At 43.9% G+C, this 23,844-nt stretch carries 21 protein-coding genes; 19 read left to right on the top strand and 2 right to left on the bottom strand.

The features are described 5' to 3' along the window. Positions 1-55 precede the first annotated feature (55 nt). Entirely contained in the window at positions 56-748 is a 693-nt protein-coding gene (locus tag MP3633_RS01460; protein WP_176334180.1) for a GntR family transcriptional regulator, read from the bottom strand. A 107-nt stretch (positions 749-855) separates the two neighbouring features. Between MP3633_RS01460 and MP3633_RS01465 the strand changes: the two genes are divergently transcribed. The 8 genes from MP3633_RS01465 to MP3633_RS01500 all read left to right on the top strand — a co-directional run bounded on the left by MP3633_RS01465 (position 856) and on the right by MP3633_RS01500 (position 9,984). Then, positions 856-2,376 carry a UxaA family hydrolase gene (locus MP3633_RS01465; RefSeq protein WP_342356110.1) on the top strand — a complete coding sequence of 507 codons (1,521 nt, stop codon included), beginning with the start codon at positions 856-858 and terminating at the stop codon, positions 2,374-2,376. 73 nt (positions 2,377-2,449) lie between these two features. Continuing rightward, positions 2,450-3,220: an SDR family oxidoreductase gene (locus tag MP3633_RS01470; RefSeq protein ID WP_244959769.1), complete on the top strand. Its 771-nt coding sequence runs from the start codon at positions 2,450-2,452 to the stop codon at positions 3,218-3,220. A gap of 49 nt (positions 3,221-3,269) precedes the next feature. Continuing rightward, positions 3,270-4,763, top strand: coding sequence for a sugar ABC transporter ATP-binding protein (locus MP3633_RS01475; protein WP_244959771.1), 1,494 nt, complete (start codon positions 3,270-3,272; stop codon positions 4,761-4,763). Positions 4,764-4,787: 24 nt separating this feature from the next. Continuing rightward, positions 4,788-5,795 (top strand): ABC transporter permease, encoded by a 1,008-nt coding sequence (locus tag MP3633_RS01480; protein ID WP_176334181.1) that lies wholly within the window; start codon positions 4,788-4,790, stop codon positions 5,793-5,795. Between the two features lie 133 nt (positions 5,796-5,928). Further along, entirely contained in the window at positions 5,929-6,876 is a 948-nt protein-coding gene (locus tag MP3633_RS01485) for an ABC transporter substrate-binding protein (RefSeq protein ID WP_176334182.1), read from the top strand. 61 nt (positions 6,877-6,937) lie between these two features. Continuing rightward, the gene (locus MP3633_RS01490; protein ID WP_176334183.1) at positions 6,938-7,792 is read left to right on the top strand and encodes a fumarylacetoacetate hydrolase family protein; all 855 of its coding nucleotides are present in this window, start codon (positions 6,938-6,940) and stop codon (positions 7,790-7,792) included. 98 nt (positions 7,793-7,890) lie between these two features. Beyond that, entirely contained in the window at positions 7,891-8,880 is a 990-nt protein-coding gene (locus MP3633_RS01495) for an aldo/keto reductase (protein WP_244959773.1), read from the top strand. Between the two features lie 87 nt (positions 8,881-8,967). Beyond that, the gene (locus MP3633_RS01500) at positions 8,968-9,984 is read left to right on the top strand and encodes an alpha/beta hydrolase family protein (RefSeq protein ID WP_176334184.1); all 1,017 of its coding nucleotides are present in this window, start codon (positions 8,968-8,970) and stop codon (positions 9,982-9,984) included. A gap of 23 nt (positions 9,985-10,007) precedes the next feature. Here MP3633_RS01500 and MP3633_RS01505 read toward each other — a convergent pair whose 3' ends face one another. Continuing rightward, positions 10,008-11,051, bottom strand: a complete 1,044-nt coding sequence (locus MP3633_RS01505; protein ID WP_176334185.1) for a helix-turn-helix domain-containing protein — start codon at positions 11,049-11,051, stop codon at positions 10,008-10,010. Positions 11,052-11,214: 163 nt separating this feature from the next. Between MP3633_RS01505 and MP3633_RS01510 the strand changes: the two genes are divergently transcribed. The 11 genes from MP3633_RS01510 to MP3633_RS01560 all read left to right on the top strand — a co-directional run bounded on the left by MP3633_RS01510 (position 11,215) and on the right by MP3633_RS01560 (position 23,824). Next, the gene (locus MP3633_RS01510; RefSeq protein ID WP_176334186.1) at positions 11,215-11,568 is read left to right on the top strand and encodes a DUF805 domain-containing protein; all 354 of its coding nucleotides are present in this window, start codon (positions 11,215-11,217) and stop codon (positions 11,566-11,568) included. Next, positions 11,565-12,152, top strand: a complete 588-nt coding sequence (locus MP3633_RS01515) for a hypothetical protein (RefSeq protein ID WP_244959774.1) — start codon at positions 11,565-11,567, stop codon at positions 12,150-12,152. The genes MP3633_RS01510 and MP3633_RS01515 overlap by 4 nt, the downstream gene beginning before the upstream one ends. 181 nt (positions 12,153-12,333) lie before the next feature. Next, positions 12,334-12,729 carry a VOC family protein gene (locus MP3633_RS01520; protein ID WP_176334187.1) on the top strand — a complete coding sequence of 132 codons (396 nt, stop codon included), beginning with the start codon at positions 12,334-12,336 and terminating at the stop codon, positions 12,727-12,729. Then, positions 12,729-13,115: a YkvA family protein gene (locus MP3633_RS01525; protein WP_176334188.1), complete on the top strand. Its 387-nt coding sequence runs from the start codon at positions 12,729-12,731 to the stop codon at positions 13,113-13,115. Before MP3633_RS01520 ends, MP3633_RS01525 begins: the two co-directional genes overlap by 1 nt. A gap of 101 nt (positions 13,116-13,216) precedes the next feature. Beyond that, positions 13,217-14,035: a MurR/RpiR family transcriptional regulator gene (locus MP3633_RS01530; RefSeq protein ID WP_176334189.1), complete on the top strand. Its 819-nt coding sequence runs from the start codon at positions 13,217-13,219 to the stop codon at positions 14,033-14,035. An 89-nt stretch (positions 14,036-14,124) separates the two neighbouring features. Beyond that, entirely contained in the window at positions 14,125-17,469 is a 3,345-nt protein-coding gene (locus MP3633_RS01535) for a P-loop NTPase fold protein (RefSeq protein ID WP_176334190.1), read from the top strand. A 156-nt stretch (positions 17,470-17,625) separates the two neighbouring features. Beyond that, positions 17,626-18,882 (top strand): amidase, encoded by a 1,257-nt coding sequence (locus MP3633_RS01540; protein ID WP_176334191.1) that lies wholly within the window; start codon positions 17,626-17,628, stop codon positions 18,880-18,882. Further along, entirely contained in the window at positions 18,879-20,474 is a 1,596-nt protein-coding gene (locus MP3633_RS01545; protein ID WP_176334192.1) for a gamma-glutamyltransferase family protein, read from the top strand. The genes MP3633_RS01540 and MP3633_RS01545 overlap by 4 nt, the downstream gene beginning before the upstream one ends. Before the next feature lie 75 nt (positions 20,475-20,549). Further along, complete coding sequence (locus MP3633_RS01550; RefSeq protein ID WP_176334193.1) at positions 20,550-21,368, top strand: sulfite exporter TauE/SafE family protein; 819 nt, start codon at positions 20,550-20,552, stop codon at positions 21,366-21,368. A 9-nt stretch (positions 21,369-21,377) separates the two neighbouring features. Next, positions 21,378-22,598: a pyridoxal-phosphate-dependent aminotransferase family protein gene (locus MP3633_RS01555; RefSeq protein WP_176334194.1), complete on the top strand. Its 1,221-nt coding sequence runs from the start codon at positions 21,378-21,380 to the stop codon at positions 22,596-22,598. Next, on the top strand, positions 22,598-23,824 hold the full coding sequence (locus MP3633_RS01560; RefSeq protein ID WP_176334195.1) for an allantoate amidohydrolase: 1,227 nt from the start codon (positions 22,598-22,600) through the stop codon (positions 23,822-23,824). Before MP3633_RS01555 ends, MP3633_RS01560 begins: the two co-directional genes overlap by 1 nt. The last annotated feature ends 20 nt before the right edge of the window (positions 23,825-23,844 follow it).

Below are 23,844 nucleotides of genomic sequence, written 5' to 3' on the forward strand. Positions count from 1 at the left end.
TGTTTTACCTCTTTATTTTTATTGTTGGTATTGGCGTGTTTCACGGTTTTTTTAATTACGTTTTAAAATACTCTTGATGAGATTCTTCTAACGGTAAAAGTCTGGGTATCAACTGACCAATGTGGTATTTCATCGCTTGTCGAGCAGCATCCACATCTTGATTTTTGATCGCTGTTAAAATGGCCTGATGCTCTTTTACGGCTTCTGCGGGTCTTCCTTCTTCTGGCAAAACCAACATGCGCGCCCTAATTAAGTGTAGGGAAACGCTGTCGAGAACTTGTGAAACACCATTGAAACCAGTGAAGTTCATTAGCAATGTATGAAATTCTTCATCCGCTTGGTAAAACCCAACGAAGTCTTTGTCTTCCACCAATAACGCTTGCATGCGAACGTTTCGAGTGAGTGCCGCGAGTTGCTCATCTGTGCGTTCTTGCGTCACTTTTTCTACGGCGGCGATCTCGAGTGCTTGTCGTAAAAAGCTTGCTTCGCGGATTTCATCCATTGAAAAACAAGACACTTTCGTTGCAGATTGCGGAATAACATCGACTAATCCTTCTGCTGAAAGTCTAGCCAAGGCCTCTGCAACCGGTGATCGAGAAACACCTAACTGTTCACATATTGCGCCTTTTCGAATCACTGTGCCGGGTGGGTATTGCATTGAAAGTATGGCTTCTCGCAAAGATAGATAGACCCGCTGAGACAGTGAACCGCTCAAGTTCTGAATTTTATTAAGCGATGACTCCGTCATAATTTTATTCCTTTGTACTAACATGTTAGTTGACGATTGAAATACTTGGTGCTAGTTTAATATACAACAACAATAATTAAATGTGAATTTAGAACAGGGGATTGCCCGTGATCATTGGATCCAAACAAGCCATTCGTTTACATGCTAATGATAACGTCATTATCGCTTTAAGTGATCTTTCTCAAGGCAGTAAACTAAATGAATTTGACGTCACACTGCTTAGCTATGTTCCTAGGGGCCATAAGGTCGCCGTTAAGGAAATAGCAAAAGGTGACAATGTGATTCGTTACGGCCAAATTATTGGCCAAGCCACTCAATCTATCGCTCTAGGTGAACATGTTCACGTACAAAACATGGGCATGGGTGAACACCTTCAAGACTACGCTTTTTCTCAAAATAGCGACCCACTTCTTCCGATTTTAACCCCTCGTACCTTTAACGGTTATCACCGCGATAATGGCAAGGTAGGTACACGTAATTATCTTGGTATTCTAACGTCTGTAAATTGCGCGGGTTCTGTGGCGCGTTTTATTGAGGAAGCCGCCAATAAAGTCGATTTCTTAAAAAACTACCCAAACATTGATGGCATTGTTCCCATTGTTCATAGCACGGGCTGCGGTATGTCTGGTCAAGGTGAAGGTTATCAAACACTGCATCGTACGCTCACCGGTTATGCTAAAAACCCTAACTTTGGCGGCATACTCTTGGTCGGTCTTGGTTGTGAAGTGCTACAAGTGTCCAGTTTAGTGGGCAACCAAGAACCAGGTGCTGCGTTTCGCTACATGACGATTCAGTCAGAAGGGGGGACGCGTAAAACCATAGAAAAAGGGTTGCAAGAACTGCATATACTCGCCAAAGAAGCCAATAAAGCAATGCGAACACCAGCGTCTGTTTCAGAAATTATGGTGGGGATGCAATGTGGCGGCTCAGATGGCTATTCCGGTATTACTGCTAACCCAGCGCTAGGATATGCCTCTGATTTACTGGTTCGACATGGTGGCACAACCATTCTCTCTGAAACCTCTGAAGTGTATGGCGCCGAACATTTATTGACCCGCCGTGCTGTCACTAAAGACGTTGCTCAAAAACTCATCGACCGAATTCATTGGTGGGAAGACTATTGCGCTCGCAATGGTGGAGAGATGGATAACAACCCAAGTCCCGGTAATAAAAGTGGCGGCTTGACTACGATTCTTGAAAAATCATTGGGTGCTGTGGCAAAAGGTGGCAGTGCGCCACTTACCGATGTTTATTTGTTCGGAGAAACCATTGATAAAAAAGGTTTCGTGTTTATGGACAGTCCAGGTTTTGATCCTTGTTCGGTGACTGGGCAAGTGGCATCTGGCGCCAATATGATCATTTTTACCACAGGACGAGGCTCTGTTTCAGGCTATAAACCGACTCCCTGTATTAAATTGGCGACCAATACTGAAATGTACAGTCGTCTTCAGGAAGACATGGACCTGAACTGTGGTGACATAGTCACCGGCGGTGTTTCTATAGAAGAAAAAGGTGCTGAGTTGTTTGAGTTAATTATTCGAATAGCCTCTGGTGAAGAAACAAAAAGTGAAGCGCTTGGCTTTGGTGGGGCAGAGTTTGTGCCTTGGCAAATTGGCGCTGTGATGTAACTGAGATTATGCAACTGAAATTATGTAACTGGGGCTATGTAATGGAAATTATGTCGCTGAGGTTATTACTCAAATGAGAAACGGAGAAACGATTGTGAGACTTAAAGGCAAAACAATATTAATAACAGCCGCTGGTCAAGGAATTGGTAGAGCAAGTGCTGAAGCCTGTTTAAGAGAAGGGGCGAACGTTATCGCCACAGACATTAATAAAGAGGCTTTGCAAAAACTGCAGTCTGACTGCCCACAGATTCAGACGCATTTATTAGATGTAACGGATAGCAATGCGATAAAAGCCTTTGCTAAGACGCTGCCTAATCTAGATGGCTTGTTCAATTGTGCGGGTTTTGTTCACAATGGCACCGTATTGGATATCTCTGATGAAGATTGGGATTTCAGTATGAATCTCAATGTCACTTCAATGATGCGTATGTGTCGTACTTTTTTACCGGGCATGTTGGAACAAGCAAAAATCACAGGCTCGTCTTCGATTGTCAATATGGCTTCTATGGCATCGTCTATTAAAGGCTTTCCTATGCGTACTGCCTACGGTGCGAGTAAGGCCGCGGTGATTGGGTTGACCAAAGGTATTGCAGCGGATTTTGTGAAAAAAGGCATTCGCTGTAATTCGGTTAATCCTGGAACCGTTAATACCCCTTCTCTGCAAGGTCGAATTTCTTCTGCACCAGATCCAGTACAAGCAGAAAAAGATTTTATCGCCCGCCAGCCAATGGGGCGTCTTGCTGAAGTGGATGACATTACTCCGATGGTTGTATTTTTATTATCTGATGAGAGCCTGTGTATTACTGGGCAGTCTTTATCTGTTGATGGCGGAGTGACAATTTAGCGATGTTTGACGCTGAATGTTTGAATCAACTCACCACTATGGAGTGAAGATGATGTCTCTATTGGTTGAAATGCATGGAATTGAAAAGCGATTCCCCGGTGTTTATTGCCTTAAAGGCGTAGGTTTTGAACTGCGCTCGGGTGAAGTGCATGCTCTTATGGGAGAAAACGGAGCAGGCAAATCGACATTAATGAAAATACTGTCTGGCGTGTATCAGCGCGATGGCGGTACGGTCAAAGTGAATGGTTCATTGGTGGAATTTGATGGGCCTAAAGAGGCACAAGATGCCGGTGTTGGCATTATTCACCAAGAACTGAGTCTGATGAACGACTTAACAGTTGCTCAGAATGTCTTTATTGGTCGTGAGCCACGTTCTTTATTTGGCATTATTAATGAAAAGAAATTGAATCAACAGGCGCAAACAATTTTTCAAAAAATGAATTTTGATCTTGATCCGATTACTGAAGTAAGCCAGTTAACGGTGGCGAAACAGCAAATGATCGAGATTGCCAAAGCCTTGTCGTATAAATCTCGCATCCTAATAATGGATGAGCCAACGGCAGCACTCAATGACGCTGAAATTGCAGAACTCTTTACCATTATTCAATCTTTGAAAGCAGAAGGTGTAGGGATTATTTACATCAGTCATAAGATGGATGAGATCAAGCAAATTGCAGATCGTGTCACTGTGATGCGTGATGGTGAATACATAGACACAGTGGAAGCTAAAGACACGCCTTTATCGAAAATCATCTCCATGATGGTGGGTCGAGAAGTGAAAGACGAAAACGTTGATATACCTGATTTATCGGATTCCCCAGAGGTGCTTAGCGTTAAAAGCTTGAGTCGGGGGAAAGAGATTCAAGATGTGAGCTTCTCTCTTAAAAAAGGCGAAATATTAGGGTTTGCTGGCTTGATGGGAGCAGGGCGAACAGAAGTGGCTAGAGCCATTTTTGGTGCTGACGCGTTTGATTCTGGTGAAATTTGGGTGAATGGAAAACATTGCAACATTTCCACGCCAAGTGATGCTGTTGCAGCGGGTATTGGTTATTTATCAGAAGATCGTAAACATTTCGGTTTGGCACTAGGTATGGATGTAAGGGCAAATATATCCATGGCAACACTGGGTCGATTTATCAACACCTGTGGTGTGTTACAAGAAGCGGATATGGAAAAGGTCGCGAATGATTATATTGAAAAATTAGCGATTCGTACGCCGTCAGATACTCAAGAAGTGGGTTTTCTTTCCGGTGGTAATCAGCAAAAAGTCGTCATTGCAAAATGGTTGCTAAGAGATTGCGATATTCTCATTTTTGATGAGCCTACTCGCGGTATCGATGTTGGAGCGAAAGCAGAAATTTATAAGTTGCTTGAGGCGTTGGCAAAGCAAGGTAAAGCCATCATTGTTATTTCTTCAGAATTACCTGAAGTGATGCGCTTAAGTCATCGGATAGCAGTAATGTGTCAGGGTAAATTGACCGGAATATTACCCGGTGGAAAAGCAACAACGCAAGAACAAATCATGGCATTAGCCACACAGTAAACGGCTCGCAGGAGAACAAAAATAATGACAACCGAAAGCCAAACAGCATCACCAAGTCTGATTAGTAAACTGATAAAAATGAGCGCACATCAGCGAGTACTCGCCTTTGCGAGTTTAGTCATATTATTGGTGTTCTTTTCCGTTACTTCCCCTAACTTTATGCAAATGTCTAATATGCTGGCTATTTTGCAAGCCACATCTGTTAATGGCGTATTAGCGGTTGCTGCTACCTTAGTGATTATCTCTGGGGGTATCGATCTATCTGTCGGTACCTTGATGACGTTTACGGCCGTCGTCGCAGGCATATTATTAACAAATATGAACTTACCGCTGCCTGTTGGCGTGCTTGGGGCTATCTTAGCAGGTGCATTTTGTGGATTTTGCTCGGGCTCCTTTGTTGCCAAAATGAAAATCCCTCCTTTCATTGCCACCCTTGGCATGATGTTGATTTTAAAAGGCTTGTCTCTCGTGTTAAGTGGCGCACGCCCTATTTATTTCAATAACACAGAAGGCTATGACGCTATCTCTCGTGGCTCTTTAATTGGCGAGGTATTGCCTTTTTTACCGATTCCAAACGGCGTCTTAATTCTGTTTGTTGTTGCGGGTGTTGCCAGTTATGTTCTGAGTAAAACCGTTTTAGGCCGTTATTGCTTCGGGATTGGTTCTAATGAAGAAGCGGTGCGTTTGTCTGGTGTGAATACAGACCGCTGGAAAATTGCCATTTATGCGGTGGCTGGTGGTATTTGTGGCATAGCGGGTATTTTGATTTCTTCTCGATTGAATTCTGCGCAACCTGCATTGGGACTAGGTTATGAACTAGAAGCCATTGCCGCGGTTGTCATTGGTGGAACCTCATTATCCGGTGGTAGAGGCTCCATTATTGGTACGTTAATCGGTGCTTTAATTGTGGCCGTGTTAACGAATGGATTGCGGGTCTTATCGGTTGCACAAGAATGGCAAACGGTTATTACTGGGGTCATCATTATTCTTGCGGTATATGCCGATATGATGCGCCGTCAAAAATCAAAGTAATCAAAGTAATAAAAGTAATCAAAGTAATAAAAGTAATAAAAGAATGAATGTGAAAAATTGAGTGTTAATCGGTGACGTTAAGTCACCACAACAAAAGTAAACTTTGAAAATAAAAATAAACGGAGTAACTAATATGTTTTCACGTCGTACATTAATAGGCCTTGTCAGTGCTGTATCCATTATAGCGACATCATCAATGGTAAAAGCGGATGATCAGTTATATATCCCATTAGTTTCAAAGGGTTTCCAGCATCAATTTTGGCAGGCTGTTAAGCAAGGTGCTGACCAAGCTGCAAAAGAGTTTGATGTTCGAGTCACATTCGAAGGGCCAGATACAGAAGCGCAGGTGGATCGTCAGATCGACATGTTAGCGGCTGCATTAGCCAATAAACCGGATGCCATTGGCTTTGCGGCGCTAGACAGCCAAGCCGCTATTCCTTTATTGCGTAAAGCACACAAAGCAGGCATCCCTATTGTCGCTTTTGACAGTGGTGTTGCTAGTGATATTCCACTCACAACAGCCACTACGGATAACGTCGCCGCCTCTGCTTTAGCCGCAGATAAAATGGCTGAACTTATTGGTAAGAAAGGCCAAGTTGCTGTAGTAGCTCATAGCCAAACGGGTACCACTGGTATTGATCGACGCGATGGTTTTCTTAATCGCATGAAACAAGCCTATCCGAATATAGAGGTTGTGACCGTTCAATACGGTGATGGTGATCAACTGAAATCTACCGAAGTGGCTCGTGCCATCTTAACGTCGCACCCAAAATTAGTGGGTATGTTTGGTACCAATGAAGGTTCAGCAATTGGTGTGGTTAATGCGGTACGTGAATCCAAAGTGAAAGATCTAGTGGTGATTGGTTTTGATTCTGGTCAAGCGCAAATTGATGCGATTCGTAACGGTTTGATGGCAGGCGCCATTACTCAGAATCCTGTAGGGATTGGTTATGAAACGGTTAAAGCAGCGGTAATGGCGATTAAAGGTCAATCATTACCAAAAGTAATCGATACAGGCTTTTACTATTACACAGCTAAAAATATAGACGATCCAAAAATAGCCGCTGTTCTTTATAAATAACGTTTTCATACCATGGGGGTATTCAATCGCCATGGTATTTTTTTATCGGTAGGAGTGAATAATGAAATTAGTACGTTTTGGACCAGCAGGAAAAGAAAAGCCTGGTGTTATTGATGAAAAAGGCCAAGTTCGAGACTTATCATCGGTTATTCCAGACCTTTCAGATGAGCACTTGAGCGCAAAAACAATGGCGAAATTACATTCATTGGATGTGAGTAGCTTGCCGATTGTAGATGGCATTCCTCAAGAAACGCTACGTCTGGGAGCCTGTGTTACCAAAGTTGGTAAGTTTATCTGCATTGGTTTGAACTATGCCGATCACGCGGCAGAATCTGGTATGCCTGTACCGGCAGAACCCGTTATTTTCAGTAAATGGACATCGGCGATTGTTGGGCCTAATGATGATGTGAAAATTCCAAAAGGTTCAGAAAAAACCGATTGGGAAGTTGAATTAGGTGTGGTTATTGGTGAAGGCGGAAGTGACATTGCTGAAACCGATGCGATGAAACACGTGGCTGGGTTTTGTGTCATTAACGATGTATCGGAACGCGCTTTTCAACTTGAAGGCACAGGGACATGGGATAAAGGCAAAGGCTGCGATACGTTTGGCCCAACAGGTCCTTGGTTAGTCACACCTGACGAAGTGGGTGATTTTAATGACTTGGGTATTTGGTTGGAAGTCGACGGGAAACGTTATCAAAATGGTTCAACGTCTACCATGGTGTTTACCGTTCCTTTCCTGATTGCTTATTGCAGTCGCTACATGAGCTTGCAACCAGGTGACATTATTTCAACCGGTACGCCTCCTGGTGTTGGATTAGGCTTTAAGCCACCCATTTATTTAAAAGGTGGCGAAGAAATGAAACTCGGCATAGATAAGCTAGGTGTGCAATGTCAAAAGGTCGTTAAGGCTTGATTCAATAACGAGCCATATTTATATCTGAATTTAGGTGTGATTAACCCAACTTTTTTTGAACGTTTGTACTTAAGAAGTTGTGACTCAGAGAGTGGACAATGAAAACAAGAATAATAGACAGCAGTGGTTCTAGAATAACGGAACTTGGTTTTGGTAGTGCCGGAGCAGGCAATTTATTTCGTCCTGTACCTTATGAAGACATTACTAAAGCCATCAATAAAGCTCACTCTCTTGGTATTCAGTATTTCGATACCGCTCCTCACTATGGTGCTGGCCTTGCTGAACGTCGGTTAGGCGTCGCCTTACATGATCTACCACGCGCGTATATATTTTTATCAACGAAAGTAGGGCGAGTGTTACACGCCGACAAAAACAGCGTAAAAAAGGACGCTGACTGCTATGTGCAAGCCAGTCCTTTTGACCGTGAATACGATTACACTTATGACGGCATCATGCGTTCATTTGAAGATTCGTTACAACGTTTAGGTGTGAGCCAAATAGACATGCTTTTGATGCATGATATTGGCGAGTTAACCCACAAAGAAAAGAACCGAGTTTACTTTCAGCAAGCGGTTGAAGGTGGTTTCAAAGCCATGACAGAGCTACGTGAACAAGGTGTAGTACGCAATATTGGTTTAGGTGTGAACGAGTGGAAAATATGCGACCAAGCGATGGAACACGCGCAGTTTGACTGCTTTATGGTGGCGAATTGCTTCACCCTATTAAACAACGATATTACGCAGACGTTCACCGATAAGTGCCGTAAGAATCAGGTATCTCTCATTGCGGCAGCCCCTTTTAACTCCGGTATTCTAGCAAAAGGCTCTAAAGGGTTAGGGCATTATTTTTATGGTGAAGCGCCACAAGATATTGTGGAAAAAGTGATTGCTATAGAAAGTGTTTGTGAAGAATTTGACGTATCACTTCAAGCCGCCGCCATCCAATATGCACTGCGTTATGATTGCGTTAAGTCCATTCTAATAGGCATGACAAATGACGTTCGTGTCGCACAAAATGTAGCTTGGTACGAAGAAGATATACCGGAAGCGTTTTGGCAAGCGTTGGCTCCTGTTATCTACTCAAAATAGCGTCCTCAATCCTGTTGTAGGACGCTTTATGGACCTTATCTACTCATAGTCGTTTCTTTTGATTCACCTTTAGAGAGAAACGACGTCATGAAACAATTTACTTATTTCATCTTATTATTCGCTTGCTGGGCTTCGAATGCTTCGGCTTATTCTGTGGGTTTTGACCAAACTATCTTATACACCGACAGCGACCGACCGTTAAAAACCAGCATTTGGTACCCGTCTCAAACCTCGTTTCCAACAGAGCGAGTGGCGGATAATCCTGCTTTTTTAGGAACCGATGTGGTGCGAATCGGTACACCGTTAGCGGGAACGTTTCCACTGGTGGTTATTTCTCATGGTTATCGAGGTAACTGGCGCAATCAAAACTGGTTGGCCACTCGATTGGCTCAAGATGGCTATATTGTCGCGTCGCTGGATCACCCCGGTACGACGAGCTTTGATCATACTCCTGCCATTGCCGCTCAATGGTGGCAACGACCAATGGATATAACTCGCCTCATCGATTGGTTGTTAAAAGAGTCGAACATGGCGCCACTGATTAATGAAACGAACATTACTGGTGTTGGTCATTCATTGGGCGGTTGGACTGTAATGGCATTGGCGGGTGCAGAGTTTGACCGAGACCAGTTAAAGCAAGAATGCATTCTCAAAAACAATCCTCGTGTGTGTGGTTTGATGCCAGAGTTGGGTTTGGATCAAGAACAGAAAGGCGAGCCAACAAGCAGTGTAAAAGATGAGCGAATCAAACGCGTTGTATCATTGGACTTGGGTTTGGCGCGTAGCTTTTCTCGACAGAGTTTGCAAAACCTGACCACGCCAACGTTAATCCTCGCAGCGGGAGTGGACATTGGTGATTTACCTCAAGCCGAAGAATCCGGTTTTCTTGCTCAATACATTCCTCAGGAAAAACGAGATTACATAATTTATTCAGACGCTGCGCATTTCAGCTTTATGCAACTTTGTAAACCGGGTGCGATCGCGATGATCGAAGAGGAAGAGCCTGGCGATGGCGTTGTTTGCCAAGACGGCGACGGTCGTTCGCGGGAAGCGCTGCATCAGGCCATGTACCAAGACATCACACGATTTATCCAAACGCCTTAACGTCATCGTTGGCATAGCGTGCTTTATGCATTAGAGCGTCGAAATGCGCTCGGGGTTTGTTGTGTGACTCGGTTGAATTCACGGTTGAAGTTGGACTTAGTCTGAAACCCTGAATCTAGGTAGATTTGCGTGATGTTCTTATCGCTGCTGGTCAGCAGTGTTTTCGCTCGTTCAATGCGGTATTCATTCACCACTTGCGAGACATTTCTCCCATAGACTTGGTTAATGGCGGCGGATATCTGACGAGCCGGAATGCAGGCTTTTCGAGCGAGTCTGTCTAAGGTCAAATCTGGATCAAGAAAAACTTCTTTCGTCGTCAGCAATACGTCTATTTTATGGACGATGTCTTTCACTTCATCGTCCGTAAGCTGGTGGTTAGGCTTGTCTTTTGGTGCGGTGACAAAAGATTCATTGCCATCTTGATAGGACGTTTCATTAATACTTGGCGCAATGCTCGAGCTGATCATAATCACCGCGATGGCGAGCACGGGTAACAGCACGGCATGACCAATGGCTAGGATAATCAGCACGTGTTCGCCAGAAAAAAGTGAAAAATCGACCGCTAATGCACCATCAATCATCGCAGACATTAATAGCATGGCACCCGCGAGCCGTTCCGCTTTGAGTGCTTTGTCTATATCTGATAAGCGGACTTGCTCGGGGATGCGTGAGGCTTTGAACGACGCATGAATCAGCGCGCTACCGTAACCCACATATAGCAGCGTCAAGACAGGGTCTAGAGGTGGTCGCCAGAAGGGATAAGTAAAAGAGCATAAAATGACAAAAATAGGTGGCAATAAATGCCAAAAACGAAACGCATGGCGTTTGTGAGCACTTGAAAAACAGTACCAAGCCGTCGCAGGAATACAGGCTGCCAAGATAGGTTGCAGTAAACGAAATAACGAGTAATCAAACGTCCAGCGTAGTCCTACTACCGTTGTTGTTAGTGCACACAAAGCGACAAAAGCAAACGCTGACTGAGTGTTTTCTTCACGACGAATAAACAACAAAGCCGCCAATATAGACAACAGTAGGGCAACCACAAAAGGCAATGGAATGGCGATCATTTTGGCTCAGCTTAGATTATTAATGTTTGTTTCTACAGATCATCCTAGTCGACATTATGTCCTAGAAAGCCATCAAGGACGTCCTCGAACCTGATTGAGGACGCAAGTTTCTTGGTGGAAACGTACTTTTAAGTCTTCAAATATCTCTTATTAGGAGAAAAGTATGAACTGGTATTTTGACGGGTGGAAGCGATATGCGCAATTTTCAGGAACCGCCTCACGGGAAGCGTTTTGGGTGTTTTCCTTGGTGAATGTTTTGATCTCAATGCTGTTTGTCGTGTTGGAGGTGTTTTTTCAAGCGACATGGAAAATGGATGCGCTTTATAGTCTGCTGGTTTTTTTGCCGATGCTGTCTTTAACTGTTCGCAGATTGCACGATACCAACCGCTCTGCTTGGTGGTTGTGGGTAGTCTTGGTTCCTGCAATCGGTATGGTGATTCTGCTTATTATATTGGCATTACCGAGCGACAGTGGAGATCAAACATTCGATTATCCACAAGTTGGCGGAACATCATGAAAATCATCAATAAGATAAAGGCTGTTAATAACTACCCCCACTTATCCACCAAGTTATGCTCATTTTGGCTATTTTTGTCGCTCTTTTCTGCTGAAACAATGGCTTTAGACATAAGCGCTCCTTCTGAAATCAAAGCCGTGGTGTATATCGCGTCACCAAAAGTCGGAACACTATTGCAACTGCGTGGCATCGCTGGAAAAGGCGTGCTTGTTTTTAGAGAGGAGTCTGTTAGACGAGCAATCGTCCAGCAGCAAGGCAATACACATTGTATTTCTGCACCGATTCGGTTTGCTGCGGGTGACTTTGGCGGCTCGGCCATTGGCATTCAGTCAATCAACAGCATTCGGTTATTGATTTACTCCGACAAAGTAGCGAACAAACTCATCGCAGGGGAAGAAATCGTGAGTGAAGACTACGATATTACCGATCAAAGCGACGCCAGATTGGGTGATATTAAAATCGAATCTGGTTTAACGCTGAGCTACGGTTTTGTACTCAACCCTGGCGAATGGTCTTGGTCGTCGGTATTTGGGCTGGATCAAAAAAATGTGGATTGTGAGCCGTCGTTTATGTCACCGTGGTGATGCAATTACGGCCATTTTCCTTTGAACGGTAGAGCGCTTCATCAGCACGAGTCATCAGCTGGTTTTCCGCTATTCATTTTTTTCTTATTGCCTCATTGATACGCACTGTCATCACATTCCCTATGAACTGGGTTATGCTAATCGAAGCATCTTTTTATTAGGATACATGACAGGAAGAACTATGTTTTCACACATCTATTACGGCGTTAGTAACTTTGAACTCGCTTATAATTTTTATAGCAAGCTAATGGCTTGCTTAGACATCCAAGAGCGATTTTATGACCGAGACAAACCGTGGGCGGGTTGGAACAGCGATAGCGCCGATGGTCGCCCTTTATTCGTTATCAGCAAACCATTCAATGGCCAACTGCATCACGCGGGCAACGGCCAAATGATCGCTTTCACCGCAAAAAATCGAGCCACCGTCAACGCCGCTTATGATTTAGCCATAGCAAACGGCGCGACCTGCGAAGGCCAACCGGGGCTGCGCAATGAATATCACCAAAGTTATTACGGGACGTATTTCAGAGATGTCGACGGCAATAAGGTTTGTGTTGTGTGTCATGAGGTTGAGTGATGAAAATGATGTTCAATAAGCTCAAAAAACAAGCCAAAGAGATGAAGCGCCATACATTGACGGTGTATTTTTCCATCCAAAATCCTGACATGCCGTGGTTCGCAAAACTGCTGGCCATGCTGGTAGTGGCTTATGCACTTAGCCCGATTGACTTGATTCCTGACTTTATTCCCGTTATCGGTTACTTGGATGATTTAATCATTGTTCCGATTGGGTTGGCACTGGTTATACGACTCACACCACAACATGTGATCCGCGCCGCAAAGTTGAAAGCAGAGAGCGCCGCCGAAAAACCAGTGAACTACTACACTGCCGCTGTATTTATCCTCATCTGGCTGCTTTTGTTCGGTTACGCCATACACTATGGTTACCAATTTCTTAACTAGTAAATACCTAGCACTGTCTCGGCAAAAGCCATAATCTAAGTTGGCAGCTCAACGATAATCAATTACCGTAGAGCAAAATATCCCCGAATTGAGGTTTATACGTGGCGACAAAGCAGGATGTGCTATCCCTGATCGAGAAGACTTATCCAACGCTCTCTCCTTCGGCGCGATCAATAGCGAATTATTTACAACAAAACCCCTTGGCGATTGTGAGTCAAACGTCGGCCGAAATTGCGGACAACACCAATACGTCAAAAGCCACCGTGAGTCGTTTTTTTCGCCAGCTTGGTTATGATTCGCAACAAGGTGCCAAACAAGCTCAATTAGCATTGCGCGAAAGCGGCGTTCCTATTTTCACCCAAGGTTCGTCTTTGGATCAAACTGCGCAGGAGCTAAAAAACCTATCGCTTACCTTTGAAGGCTTGCGACCAGAGACCCTTAACGAGATCAGTGAGCGCCTAGCCAAAGCAAGCCGAGTGACCTTGATAGGTTTTCGTAATGCTTATCCGTTGGCGTTGCATTTTCGTCAGCAGTTGCAACAAGTGCGTCATTCCGTTCGCTTGTTACCGCAACCGGGTCAAACCTTGGGGGAAGACCTACACGACATTCTCGACGATGAAGTGATTGTCTTGCTGGGCTTTAGGCGTCGAACACGTCAGTTCAAGCAAATCGTTGAAGCTTTGCAAGGTCGAACTACAGTCTTGATCACAGACCCAACGGGTCAGGTGTATAACCAACAAGTGTCCCATGTGCTGCTTTGCCACCTCGGAAATGAAAGCCCATTCGACAGCTATGCCGCACCGATGAGCCTAATTTCTATGTTGTGTAATCGAGTATTCGGTTTTCTGGGCGATGCGGCCAGTCGCCAGACGCAGGCGATTTCGTCATTGTATGAAGATTTAGATGAATTAGAGCCTTAGTTTTACAGAAAATAATCTTAGTAATCGAAAGAAAATTCACCTACATTTAGAGTAGAAAATATTGATTGCATAATAAGGAATATAATTCTATGGATATAAGAAATTATCAAAGTGAGAAGCCTGCTGACTCTGATCAATTTAGTGGGCAAGGGCATATGAAGGTGGCTGAAGCGATATCTAATATTTTAATTTTTGATAGCAGTCAATATATTATAGGTGTTGAAGGTGATTTAGGTGCAGGTAAAAGTTCGGTTATTAAGATTTTGGAGAAAAAAATTATAGAATCAGGTTTTCATGTTGTTACATTTGATACTGACCAGTATCAGAAAACATTAAAAACTGCTTTAATAAAAATAATTGAGTCAAAAATAAGAGGTCTTTTAGATAAAAAAGATAAAGTTGGCCTTTCTAGACTGAAAAAAGCAGTAGAGACTGCACTTGGAAAGCGCCTTGAATATACGAAAGATACTAATAGTCATATATCGTTCTCCACAATAATATTTGTTTTCTTTTTTGCTGTAGCTGTTTTGCAATTAAAACCATCTTTGAGTTTTCTTTTTGATCTTGTGAAAGAACTTCAAGATATCAACTTTTCAAGTGGTTTTTTATCTTTGATACTTCTTATTTCTCCCATTCTAGCTTTCTTTATAATGAAGTTTTTTGGGGTGGAAACCAGATTGGGAGATTTGTTAAAAAGAAATACCCTTGACAAAATAAGTGAAGTTATTGATGTTAATCGAGAGGTTGGTGCTGTTGAGTTAAAAGAGGCATTTGAAATATTCTCAGCTCTTATCCCCAAAGAAAATACACTTCTACTTGTTATTGATAATATTGATCGAGTCTCACCTAGTATTGCTAGAGAAATTTGGAGTGATATTGAAATTTTAATATCTTTAAGCAATGAAAGGTTTCGAATACTCCTCCCATATTCAGAAGAACATTTGGCTAAAGCTTTAGAAAAAAGCTCTATAGACGAGACTCAGTCTGGTAAGGAATTCATTAGTAAACGCCTTCCGGTTTCTTTTTCAGCACCACCAATTGTTACTACCGGATGGCGTGATCAGTTTGATACATACTGGTCTTATACGCTTCCTGATATTTCAGGAAAAGAAGGTGTCAAAGACTTGATTGAAATTTGGGCTGGAAAAATCACACCTAGATATCTGAAAAATATAGTAAATCGGATTGGTGCAAAAATTGATAGTTGCCCAGAGTCTAATGATGATCTGAGTGGGGCATCATGTGCTGCTTATTTAATGGCTGTCAAAGATGGTCAGGTAACCATTAACAGTTTCCTTGCTGAGCCCAAAAGCACAAATTCTGATGATAGTGAATTAGTCGATATTGAACGTAAAGTCATTAATACACATAGAATACTGCGTAAGTACGATGGAGACAAAGATAATTGGTCGAAGCAAATTGCAGCCCTTCATTTTCAAACATCATTTGATATTGCTCAGAGCGAATTGATTATAGATCCTATTAGAACCGCATTTAATAGTTTTGATATTGATAATTTAATAAAAATTAGTTCTTTATTTGGTTTTGAAGTGTTTTTTAAGAAGCAATTGGCTAGTACAAATGTTGCTGATTTAGTGAGGATATCTGCACTTTTATCTGAAGATGATAGAGGTATTGAAATTATTCATGACTACCTTGTTGATATAAATCATGAGCTTAAAGACTCTTTATATGAAAATACGGATTTTGATGAAGACTTAGTTGATGACTATAAAAAGTTAAAAGAAAATGGAATTAATATAGACTTAAAGATTCCTAATTACTTACAAAATCAGGCTACTAATGATATCAATAAAATTTTCAGAAAATTGAAATTAATTAAAAGTAATGAGAATTCGAAAGAAGTTATTGATTCAATTAATTCTCAGGTAAAATCATTAGAGAAAAAAGTCGAAGAGTGTTACGAATATTATTGCGTTACAGCTAATTTGCCTGATTTTATAAAAAATCCAAAGTCAGACTTTGTTGTAAATGCACTTTTTCCTATTATAGATGATATTAAAGAATGGAATGTTCGTGAAATAATAAATGAATTAAGTGCTAAGTCTCTTACTGTTTCTGCCTGTAAACGGCAGATGCTACTTAATGATAAAATTAATATTTTTCCTTTGATTTTGAAAAAAATACATGTTGGTCAGTTGCAAGATTTAGAAAGTGAAGATTTATTGAATTCTATTGATATTAAAGATAAGGTTTCTTTAATTAATCTATTACCTTTTGAAAGTAAATGGTATGAAGAGCAGAATAAAAACTATTCCCAAATGCTAGTTGATAGCATAGCAGAAATGTCGAAATCTGATGAATCAGATGAGAATACGGTTACTGCATTTATTGCTTTGTGTGCGGCAGCATTTGTTAATGAACTTATTCCTGCCGATAATATAACTTTAAGGCAGACAAATGGACAGCGTAATTCTCTGTCATCTGTTGATTGGCTTGCGTCGCAACTTGAGGCGCATCCAAAGTCACAAAGTTTCATAGTTGATTATTTAAGTACATGCAAGTTCGCTAAAATTTTAACGTGGAGTAAAGATAATAAAGTTGGGAAATACTTTGTTTCCAGTTTAGAGGAGCTGATTACCACGAGCAGAATCGACTCAATGAACATAGAACCTCTTTTGCTTGGTGACTATGCGTTCATAAGAGATAACGCAGAGAAACTTAATTCAAAAGAGATACTAGATTGGATGGGGCGGTGGCGTAAGTATACTAAAGCTCCCCAAACTTGGCTTAAATGGAGCGATGAATTAGTAAACGACATTCTTGAATATAAACCTGAGTTCTTGTTAGGGCAGCTCATAGAATGTTTTGATAGTCCTGATATCACAAAAGAGCAGTGGCTACAACGAATGAAAGAACACCATCCAACCATTGAAAAATTTGCAAATTATTTTTCTAGTGGAAGTCAGCTTTTGAATTATCAGGACTCTCTTCATCAAGCACTTAAAGATATTCCGATTCAGCAACATACCTATGATGTTGAGCTTGTTAGTTTGTTTGTAAGGTTGATTAGTGGGTATAAAAAGCATGGAATCAGAGCAACATTGACAGCGAATTTCTTTAAAAATAATACAGATTTAGAACAAAGAAATAGAGTGATAAAGTACTTTGGATCATTTATTGATATGCCGAAGATCGAAAGTGACGTTGTAGAAATGGAAGTGATTAGCTTATTAGATAATGCTATGAATCAAAATTATCAAGAAGTCAAAAGTTGGTTGCTCAAACAAACTGGGTGGAACATATCAGAGTGGTCGGCAGATAACCTAGGTGGCTTATCTGGTGTTTTTGAGAGCTTTCCAGAATTACAAGAGGAAGAGCTGACAAAAGAAGTTTTGAAGAGACTTGAAGAACTGCGTTCAGCAGAGACACATCTAACTGATGAATATGTAAAGGATAGTGAAACCAAGTAGTGGAGCTCTGCAAGTTTAAACTTAGACGAGTAGAGCTTTAATTTTAAATCCACACTGTTTGCGACACTTTTGAAGAAAAATTAGAATTCTTTTTTTGTTTCAGTTGACAGGGTGGTGAAACGATTGTTTCATATGTGCTAATCAAGCGGAGGACATATGAAACATTTCATGGTAGACAATCCCTTTCTGACACTCTCCAAAACGGTTTGGAGTGACACAACACCAGCCGATAATTCCTTACCGTTAACCGGTTTACGTTTGGCGGTGAAAGACTTGTTTCATATGGCAGGGCTGCCAACTTCTGCAGGCAATCCAACTTGGCTTGCTACTCATCCGATTCCGACGAAAACGGCTTCTAGCGTCGCTGCTTTGCTTGATGCTGGGGCAATTTTTTGCGGTAAAACCATCACTGATGAGTTGGCTTACAGTCTCAACGGTCAAAATATTCACTACGGAACACCCTCAAATCCGGTGACACCAGATCGTCTCCCAGGCGGGTCGTCATCGGGTTCGGCGGTGGCTGTTTCGTCTGACCTTGCCGACATTGGCTTGGGCACAGACACCGGTGGCTCGATTCGTGTGCCAGCCAGCTACAATGGCTTGTTTGGATTGCGTCCGACCCATGGCGTGATTCCATCCGACAACATGGTGGCGCTTGCCCCGTCTTTCGATACGGTTGGCTGGCTCACCAAAGATTTAGCCACGCTGGAAAAAACCGCTGCCATTCTTTTGAAAAAAAGTGCATTGAAAAAAAGTGCATTGAAAAAAAGTGCATTGAAAATAAAGACCCCGAAAAGAATCAATAACGTCGTGATTGCCAACAATTTGATCGATCAAGTCGCCCACGAAAAAGCGCTAAAAGCGCAGCTGCAAACATGGCGCGAGCAAGGCTGTTTTCCGAAAGAATCCTCTTTGGAGATCGATACGCAAACATGGAAAACCAGCGAGACGTTTCGCACCTTGCAAGGCGCAGAAATCTGGCATGAACATGGCAAGTGGATCGAGAGCCTTAAGAGCCTTGATGATGTTGAGGCCTCGTCAGTCTTTGCACCAGACATTCAATTGCGCTTTGAGTGGTGTAAAACCATTTCAGATGCAGACGTTGCTGCGGCGAAACAACAACGACAACGGTTTACGGATTGGCTCGAAAGCGAAATCGAAGGGTCGGTTCTTATCATTCCGACCACGCCCGGTTTAGCGCCTTTATTTGATGCCTCCGATGACGAGCTAGCTGCGTATCGCAATCAGTTGATGGACATGACGGCCATTGCAGGGTTGGCCGGTCTTCCTCAGTTACATTTACCGGTTTGTACCTTAGATGGCGCGTCATGTGGCTTATCTTTGTTGGGATCAAAAGGCACGGATATGGCGTTGATTGAATTCGCAAAAACCTTAATGGAGTCGGCGTCATGAAAAAGAACGAGATAGCTTTTACGGCACCGCATTTTAAAGCCACAGAAACAGGACGGAAAATTCTAGAACAAGGCGGCACCGCGATAGAAGCCATGGTTGCGGCGGCGGCCACGATTGCGGTGGTGTATCCGCACATGAATGGCCTGGGTGGCGACGGTTTTTGGTTGGTCAGCGAACCGGGCAAAACACCCGTCGGTATTGATGCTTCTGGCAAGGCTGCAGAACTGGCGACACTGGGTTTTTATTGCGGCCATGACAGCATTCCGACACGAGGAGGCAAAGCCGCCTTGACCATGGCCGGCGCCGTCGCAGGCTGGCAAGAAGCGTTAGCTGTGAGCCAAGAATGGCAAGCCGCCTCCAACGCACAAAACTTGCCTTTATCGACCTTGCTTGATGACGCGATTCAATTAGCGAAAAACGGCAGCGCGGTGACAAAAACCTACGTCGACGCCAGTAAGAAAACCTTTGCTGATTTGGTTCATGTTCAAGGTTTTAACGAGGCGTTTTTGACGGCGGGAGGCCTTTATAAAGAAGGTGATAATCTGACCTTGCCCGTGTTGGCGAAAACGCTTGAACAGCTTGCTGAAAAAGGCTTAGACGATTTTTATCATGGTGACATCGCCGCACGTTTGTCGAAAGATTTGGCGACAGCAGAGTCGCCGATTCGCTTGGCAGATTTTAATTCCTATCAAGCAAAGCGCGTTGCGCCTTTACAGGTTAAAACCAGTGTTGGTTCTCTTTATAACTTGCCAGCACCGACACAAGGGATCGCGTCTTTATTGATTTTGGCCTTATATGACAAGCTCTATAAGCAAGGCAAAACCGCCACAGATATGGCGCATTTATTGATTGAATGCACCAAACAAGCCTTTATCGCCCGTAACCAATTCGTTACTGATGAATCACGTTTAGCAATGGATTTGTCGTCTTTGCTGGAAGACGAACGGTTGGAGAAAATGTGTCACGACATCGCCTTAGAACGAGCGCAACCTTGGCCGCATCAAGCCAAACATGGCGACACGATTTGGATGGGCGCGTGTGACAGTGAAGGTCGAATGGTCAGCTACATTCAAAGCTTGTATTGGGAATTCGGCAGCGGTGTGGTGAGTCCTTCCACTGGTATTGTGTGGAATAATCGCGGTTCGTCGTTTTCGTTAGATAAAGACTCATTACAAGCGCTTTCGCCGAACTTGAAGCCATTTCATACACTGAATCCTGCTTTTTCCGAATTAAACGATGGTCGTCGCATGAGTTACGGCACCATGGGCGGTGAAGGTCAACCGCAGACTCAAGCGGCGCTGTTTAGTCGTTATGTTTATCATGGTATGCCGTTGGATCAGGCAATCAGCGAAGGTCGTTGGTTGCTGGGACGTACATGGGGTGATGTGAGTCATAATTTGAAAGTCGAGGGAGACTTTGCCGAGATCGCCGCTGATGAGCTGGTGAAACGCGGACATGATTTGGTGATCGTCGATTCGTGCAATGAATTAATGGGTCACGCTGGCGCGGTGGTGCTTCATCAAGACGGCCATGCCGACGCGGCGACGGATCCACGAAGCGATGGCTCAGCCATCGTTAGTGTTTTTATTTAGTAACACTTTTTTAAGACGTATTTTATTAGTAATACTTTTAGTTAGTAATTATCCAACTTAGGAGCGAACAGAAAAATGTCATTCATAATGGAAAACTATTCCATGATTCTCGCCATGATGGCCACTGGTGTGGTGGGCGGGATTTTAGCCGGTTTGCTGGGTGTTGGTGGTGGAATTGTCATCGTGCCGGTACTGTTTTTCTTGTATCAAGGATTGGGTGTCAGTGCGGATACGGCTATGTTGGTGGCAACCGCGACGTCGTTGGCGACCATTATCCCGACGTCCATTAGTTCGATTCGAGCTCATAAGGCCAAAGGCAATGTGGATTTCGACTTGCTGAAACGCTGGGGATTTTATATTTTTTTAGGCGTGATGGTTGGCAGTTTTGTCGTGACTCGTGTGGATGGTGAGTGGTTATCTTTGATGTTCGGCATCATTGCGACCTTATCTGCCTTGAATATGTTGCTGGGTAAAAAAGACAGCATGTTTAAATCCTTACCGGGTAGTACTGGCCAAGGTGTGATTGCTACCTGTGTTGGTTTCTTTAGTTCAATGGTGGGTATCGGCGGCGGCACCTTGACGGTCCCTATTCTGACTTTCTGTAATTACCCAGCGCATCGTGCGGTAGGCACAGCGGCTGCGGTTGGTTTGATCATTTCATTGCCTGCGGCATTAACCATGCTGGTTTTTGGCCAAAGCCCAGTTGATGCGCCATACGGCACAATAGGTTTGGTTAATCTGATTGGCGTGGCGTGCATCATTCCATTGACGGTTTTATTTGCGCCTGTTGGTGCAGGATTGGCGCATCGTTTGGACGCTTCTAAGTTGAAGAAAGTCTTCGCTGTGGTGTTGATTTTCACTGGCATCAAGATGCTTTATCAGGTTCTAGCTTAGGAAATTATTATGCAGCCACTTTCATTGCCACCAAGATTACTCATGGGCCCCGGCCCGATTAACTGCTACCCACGCGTGTTGTCGGCCATGTCGACTCAGCTGGTGGGGCAATATGATCCAACCATGACCAGCTACATGAACGAAGTGATGGCGTTGTATCGTCGCGTTTTTAATACCAAAAACCAGCAAACCTTTTTGATCGATGGCACGTCGCGCGCAGGAATTGAAGCGGCTTTGGTGTCTTGTTTAGAGCCTGGCGATAAAGTGCTGATTCCTATCTTTGGTCGCTTCGGTCATTTACTCGCTGAGATTGCCGAACGCGCCGATGCAGAGGTTCACACTATCGAAGTGCCTTGGGGTGAAGTCTTTGATCCACAGCAAATTGAAGACGCGATCAAAAAAGTACAGCCAAAATTATTGGCGATTGTACAGGGCGATACCTCGACGACTATGTTTCAGCCTTTGGAAGCGTTAGGTGATATTTGCCGCGCTCACGATGTGTTGTTTTACACCGATGCGACGGCGTCTATTGGCGGTAACCCGTTGGAAGTTGATGCGTGGAAAATCGACGCTGTGTCGGTTGGTTTGCAAAAGTGTCTCGGCGGCCCATCAGGCAGCGCACCGATGACGCTAAGCGATCGCTTTGTGTCTTGTGTACGCAAACGCGCTCATGTGGAAGCGGGGATTCGTGATGCGCATCATCAAGGTTCATCTGGTATGCGCATTCGCTCGAACTATTTTGATTTGCCCATGATTATGGATTATTGGGGCGACGAGCGTTTGAACCATCACACGGAAGCCGCGACCATGTTGTTTGGTTCCCGTGAGTGTGCGATTGCGTTACTTAACGAAGGCCAAGGCGCCGTGATGAAACGTCATCAGGTAGCTGGTGATGCCATGCTACAAGGCGTTCTTGCTATGGGCTTGACGCCATTTGGTAACTTAAAACATAAGATGAGCAACGTCGTTGGCATTCATATTCCTGCCAACGTAGACGGCGAAAAAATTCGCCATGATTTATTGAACATTTTTAACATCGAAATAGGCACTAGCTTTGGTCCATTAAAAGGCAAGGTTTGGCGCATCGGCACCATGGGTTACAACGCTCGCCAAGACGCCGTATTGCACACCTTACAATCGCTGGAAACCGTGCTTAGACGTGCTGGATTTGCGTTACCAGCGGGTGCGGCAGTCGATGCGGCGATGGCCGTTTACAGTGGAGAATCATAATGACTGATTGCGATAAACTCGCTCAGTTGGTCATGGATCGCTGTGACGAACTTGGAAAAATCAGTCAAAGCGATGATTGCTTAGATCGTCGTTATCTCACCAAAGAACACAAACAAGCCAATGAGTTAGTTAGCGGTTGGATGCAAGACGCAGGCATGCAAACGTGGCAAGACGAAGCGGGCAATCTTTGGGGGCGCTGGCAAGCGGCAGATCCAGACGCGCCGCGCTTTATCATGGGCAGTCATTTGGATACGGTGCCAAACGGCGGTCAATACGACGGCATGTTGGGGGTTATCACGCCCGTAACCTTGATTGCCGCAATGAAAGCGGCCGGTATTCGTCTCCCGTTTCATCTCGATGTAGTCGGTTTTGGTGACGAAGAGGGCACGCGTTTTAGCTCCACATTGCTTGGCAGTCGCGCTCTGACAGGCCAATGGCCAGCAAACTGGGCGGATGTAAAAGACAGCGATGGCATTAGTTTGGCGCAAGCGCTAAAAGGCTTTGGTTCGGACTTTGCGAGTATTCCGAATGCCGCTATTTCAACAGACAATTTGCTCGGTTACCTTGAGCTGCATATTGAACAAGGGCCAGTTTTAGAAGACTTAGATTTGCCAGTTGGTGTCGTTAGCGCCATTGCGGGTGCAAAACGCTTTGAATTTAATGTCATCGGCATGGCCGGACACGCTGGCACAGTGCCAATGAATCTCCGTCAAGATGCCCTTTGCGCCAGCAGCGAGATGATTCTGGCGATAGAAAAAGTCGCACAAAATCATGGCATTGTCGCCACGGTTGGGCGCATTCAAAATCGCCCGAATGGCGTGAATGTAATTTCTGGTAATACGGGATTTTCCCTCGATATTCGCAGCGAATTTGACGAAAAACGCGACGTCGCGCTCGACGAAATATTGCTTGAATTAGATGCTATTGCCGCACGGCGTAATGTGCGCATAGAGCGCAAAGCCACCCACGCTGCCAACGCCGTGCATTGTGACGCCAAGCTACAAAGCGTGCTACGCAAGGCCATCGAAACACAAAATATTCCGGTGCATACCTTATTTTCTGGTGCGGGACATGACGCCATGGCGATGGCGGATATTTGCCCTGTGGCCATGTTATTTATACGTTGTGACAAAGGCATTAGTCATCACCCAGCGGAAGCGATTGATACGCCTGATGTGGCGGTTAGTCTCGCTGTGTTGAGTCACACATTACAGAATTTGAGCTAACATTTTTTTGTGGTTACTCA

It is taken from the genome of Marinomonas primoryensis, from assembly GCF_013372285.1.
Taxonomy (GTDB): domain Bacteria; phylum Pseudomonadota; class Gammaproteobacteria; order Pseudomonadales; family Marinomonadaceae; genus Marinomonas; species Marinomonas primoryensis.